The organism is Bartonella sp. AP21QHHD (genome assembly GCF_042196205.1).
Lineage (GTDB): Bacteria > Pseudomonadota > Alphaproteobacteria > Rhizobiales > Rhizobiaceae > Bartonella.
This window is the reverse complement of record NZ_JBHIPT010000090.1, coordinates 1-4,259: the sequence shown is the minus strand read 5'-3', so window position 1 is coordinate 4,259 and position 4,259 is coordinate 1. Positions and strand designations below refer to the sequence as shown.

The window sequence follows — 4,259 nt, the reverse complement described above, 5'->3', positions numbered from 1 at the left end:
AGGTGAAACACGCATCTTTTTGGCAAACGCACGAACCGATATCCCCTCACGAACTTTCTTGGTCATAGTTGCTCCTTGCTTTTTCTCTGCCATAAGAAGTAAGAGTTTACGGTGTTACGAATGATTGACAATCGGGTATAATCCGGTATATATTCCGGTATGAAAACAGATACACTCCAAATTACACAAGAATTGTTGGCTCTCATTGCTGAAATTGATGAGTTCAAAGGGGCATGGCGCGCCCTTGGTACTCTTGCACCTGAGCGATTGAACGCTCTTCGTCATATTGCTACTGTTGAAAGTATTGGATCTTCCACACGCATTGAAGGGAGTAAGTTAACAGACCGCGAAATCGAACAGCTTTTGGTAAATTTAGAAATTAAACGTTTCAAGAGTCGTGATGAACAAGAAGTTATCGGTTATGCCAAGGTTATGGAAACAATCTTTCAATCTTGGAGTGATATTTCTATTACTGAAAATCATATTAAACAACTTCATCGTGATCTTTTGTGTAATAGTGAGAAAGATCAACGACATCGAGGTGAATATAAGACTTTACGCAATGATGTAGCAGCATTTAATTCTCAAGGGAAAATGGTTGGCATTGTTTTTGAAACAGCTACACCATTTGATACACCATACCGAATGCAAGAGCTTATTACTTGGTTCAATAAAACCAATGAATTAAAGGATCTTCATCCTTTACTTACGATTGGTATTTTTAATGTAACATTTTTAGCTATTCATCCTTTTCAAGATGGAAATGGACGTTTAAGCCGTATCTTAACCACCCTTCTTTTGTTACAAAAAGGTTATGTTTATGTACCATATTCATCACTTGAAAGCATTATTGAGAATAATAAAGAAAGCTATTACTTAGCTTTAAATCAAACTCAAAAAACAATTTATACTAAAACACCCAATTGGGAGCCTTGGATACTCTTTTTTTTACGTGCTCTACAAAAACAAAAACGCCAATTAGAAATAAAAATAGAGAGTGAAAAAAATGCTCTTTTTTCCTTATCTGAATTGGCTCTTAATATTCTTGATTATGTGCGTAATCACGGACGTGTTACAACCCGCGATATGGTGCGTGAGGTTGGTGCAAGCGCTAATACACTTAAAGTAACTTTTACATCATTAGTTGAAAAAGGTCTTTTGATACGTCATGGTGGTGGACGATCAACTTGGTATAGTGCACCTTAATTTTATTACCTTCTTAACCACCTCCCCATTGTTGAGAACGGGGAGGGGAGTTCTATTTTTTTAATTAAGCAACCTTTTTAATGGGGCTCTCCAAATTTGGTTCGTAAGCTTTTAACAAAGGCTCCATAATCGGGGGAGGTTTTAAGGTTCCAAAATTTGTAATCATTGCCAAAATTCTGAGTGCATTTGGTGATTCATCTTGAAGTTTTAAAATCAAAGCTTTTTCTATTGCATCCATGGTCTCAATGAGAGCATTAAAAGCCTTATCTTCGACATCATCACGATCAGAAAATTGAAACAAAGCTATCCATAAATCACATAAAAAGTCGATACTGGTGTTCATTGTACACCTCCATGGATTTGTTCTCTCAAACATGCCAATCCTTTTGGTGTGATTTTTGTTGAAGGGAGCACCTTTTCTGTACCATCCGGTCTTTGAATGGTGATAGCAGGACAGTCCATGAATCCTTTCTTGATCTTATCCTGATAAGGTAACAGCGGCGCCCCTGGAGCCCGTCGATACACCCAATCATGTTTACGCAAGTAATCAGTTAAATCCTTTGGTCTTACTTCCAACATCTTTGCTGCTTCAATAAGACCGAATAAACCATCAGAGCGCTTTAAGCCATCCAAAGCTTTTGCTTTTGGTGTCAATTCTGCAATCACATGATCTTTATGTTCTATTTGGCTTTGTAGATGATTCAAAACACCAAGCAATGCTTCCGGTTTGGAATAGTCAACTTGTGATGCAGTTATCTGTGGTGTTGCTACTTGCTTCAAAAGCCGTTCACATTTGATAAAGTATAAACGAGCTTCTCTACCTTTCTTATTGTTCTCAAGCATAGAAAGCTCTTTTGCTACATTTAGTGTAAGATAATATTCTTTTAACACTACATTTTGACGTTCGCCAGTTTTGGCGAGCGTTAAAATATAATCTATTCCCTCTTCTAAATTGTATTTGATAATACGGTCTTTAATCCAATTGGAAAAGTCTCGTTTTGCCTCTAAGAATGCGTGCAGATTACGTGCATTTACTGTTTGAACAATTTCCTGTCCAACAGTTTGTTCCGATATCGGAATAAGAGTGTTCATTGTGAACTCCTTATGGTTAAATGTTTTCATTGACACCTTAGAAAGGTATCGGGCGCTGAAAACACGGCCATAAGTCCGTCGTTATGCTTTCCCCCGAAAGGGTATTTTATGGCATAACCACACCCGACAAGACCAGTATACGCCATACGCATATAATGAGTCAAAGCCTTCAATGTACGGAAAAAGATTGTATCGGCAATCCATCCGCTTATGGTTTTAAGGTGTTTTCAGGCACCTGATTCGAAGATACCTATTACTGTAGAATTGTCAAGTAATAAAAATTACTTTTTGCTAAGAAAACGTTTCACATACTGTACAGTGTACATATTGAAATCATTATTTATCAATGAGTTAAATGTACAATGTACAGTCAAATTGAAAATTCTGTCGCTAGCGATAGTTTGCGCTCGTCCGCCCCGCAACGAAGCCAACCCGCTGGGAAGTACCTTTTGCATTGATTTTATTGTATTTTTTCTGGAAAAAGCGAAGCATTATCGATAATCTCCTTTGAATTAATATCCTCCCCACTTTGCAAGCAGGGAAGATGAGATCATATTTTAAATTTAAGCGGCTTTCGTAACAGATTTTGCTAGAACCTGTTTTGCTTCCTTAATGAGAGCTTTGTATTTTCTGTTCTCTTCATCTACTCTGAAGGCATCAAGAAGACGCATATGAATAGGACCTAAAAGATATAAAACTTTTTCGCCAGCGTTCATACCTTCCCAATAACTTGGCAAATCAAAGCGCGTATCACGATCATAATCAACAGCTTGGTTTTTTAGTTTCTTTTCACACTCAATAAAGTAACGGCGTGCTTGACGTCCTTTCTCATTACGTTCCACCATTGAGAGCTCTTTCGCCATGTCTAAAGTGATGTGGTATTCTGTACTTGGACGACCGCCTTTAGGTTTTACTAAATTTTTAGTAAAACTCACAACGCCTTGATTTTCCTGAAAGGTATTAGGTTTTACTCTTTTTTGAGTAAAACTCACAAAGCCCTGATTTTTTTGAAAAGAATATTCTTCAATCCGTCGTGAAATCCAATCGTTGAAGCGTATATTAACTTCTAAAAACGTATGCAACTCGCGTGCGTTAACAGTTTGAACAGTTTCTTGTCCAATGATTTGTTCTTTAATTTCTATGAGAGTGTTCATAGTGAACTCCTAGTTGTTAGAGGTTTGTTAATGACACTCTAAAAAAGAGTGCCGGGTGCTAACAAACACGGCAACTAGCCCGTCGTTATGCTTTCCCCGTGAAGGTATTTTATAGCATAACCACACCCGACGAAATCATTATATGCGTCTAACATACAATGAGTCAAAGCTTTTAATATGCGGAAAATTAGTTATTTCGGTAACCAATCCGCTAGTTGTTTTAAGGTGTTTGTTAGGCACCTGATTTAACGATATACGTTTTCCGTGAATCTTGTCAAGAAAGAAAATCTCAGTGTATAGCAAACATAGCTTGAGAACATGATCTAGCCTTTCTTATTGGCGGCATATTCTTGACGAGCAAGTTGGTACTGTATATTGGCAATTAATCTTTCATTGGCTTCTTTTACAATAGCACTTGCAATTTCTGGCTTAGACATCACTTTAGCAATTGAAGGTCCTTCTTGTTTTGCAATGGGGAATTGATCTCCGTCATCTCTTTGAAACACATTCCCTCCCATTTTCNCTCTTTGAAATACATTACCATTCAGCTTTTTTAATTCAACACGCTTTGGAAAACTGCCTCCCTTGATAAAACCATGGGGTAAGATTTCTTTCTTTCCAAACAGTGTGTAAGTTACGCCGCGTTTTGTTTCGTTTGCTTTAAAAAATTTAAGAGGTATCGGTGTTCCAGAACCAATGATATCTGTCTCAAGAAACCTTGCTGTTGCCTTTTCTTTAATATAAACACCTCTTCTTATACGCTTTATTTGGGCTGATGAGATGTCTGCAACTTGCTTTTCAGTAAAG

At 37.4% G+C, this 4,259-nt stretch carries 5 protein-coding genes; 1 reads left to right on the top strand and 4 read right to left on the bottom strand.

The features are described 5' to 3' along the window. Positions 1-159 precede the first annotated feature (159 nt). On the top strand, positions 160-1,206 hold the full coding sequence (locus ACFIMC_RS05180) for a Fic family protein (RefSeq protein ID WP_375668741.1): 1,047 nt from the start codon (positions 160-162) through the stop codon (positions 1,204-1,206). A gap of 64 nt (positions 1,207-1,270) precedes the next feature. Here ACFIMC_RS05180 and ACFIMC_RS05175 read toward each other — a convergent pair whose 3' ends face one another. The 4 genes from ACFIMC_RS05175 to ACFIMC_RS05160 form a co-directional block, all read right to left on the bottom strand. Then, a complete protein-coding gene (locus tag ACFIMC_RS05175; RefSeq protein WP_375629339.1) occupies positions 1,271-1,549 on the bottom strand; it encodes a hypothetical protein in 279 nt (92 codons plus the stop codon). Then, entirely contained in the window at positions 1,546-2,298 is a 753-nt protein-coding gene (locus ACFIMC_RS05170) for a phage antirepressor KilAC domain-containing protein (RefSeq protein WP_375668742.1), read from the bottom strand. The genes ACFIMC_RS05175 and ACFIMC_RS05170 overlap by 4 nt, the downstream gene beginning before the upstream one ends. Positions 2,299-2,861: 563 nt before the next feature. Continuing rightward, complete coding sequence (locus tag ACFIMC_RS05165; RefSeq protein ID WP_375668743.1) at positions 2,862-3,452, bottom strand: antA/AntB antirepressor family protein; 591 nt, start codon at positions 3,450-3,452, stop codon at positions 2,862-2,864. Positions 3,453-3,775: 323 nt separating this feature from the next. After that, on the bottom strand, positions 3,776-4,259 hold a 484-nt coding region (locus tag ACFIMC_RS05160), incomplete at its 5' end, for a hypothetical protein (protein ID WP_375685695.1).

Bases quoted from the DNA above. Each gene is read 5' to 3' on its own strand.
- ACFIMC_RS05180 (WP_375668741.1), top strand. From the start codon at position 160: ATGAAAACAGATACACTCCAAATTACACAAGAATTGTTGGCTCTCATT.
- ACFIMC_RS05165 (WP_375668743.1), bottom strand. From the start codon at position 3,452: ATGAACACTCTCATAGAAATTAAAGAACAAATCATTGGACAAGAAACT.
- ACFIMC_RS05170 (WP_375668742.1), bottom strand. From the start codon at position 2,298: ATGAACACTCTTATTCCGATATCGGAACAAACTGTTGGACAGGAAATT.
- ACFIMC_RS05175 (WP_375629339.1), bottom strand. From the start codon at position 1,549: ATGAACACCAGTATCGACTTTTTATGTGATTTATGGATAGCTTTGTTT.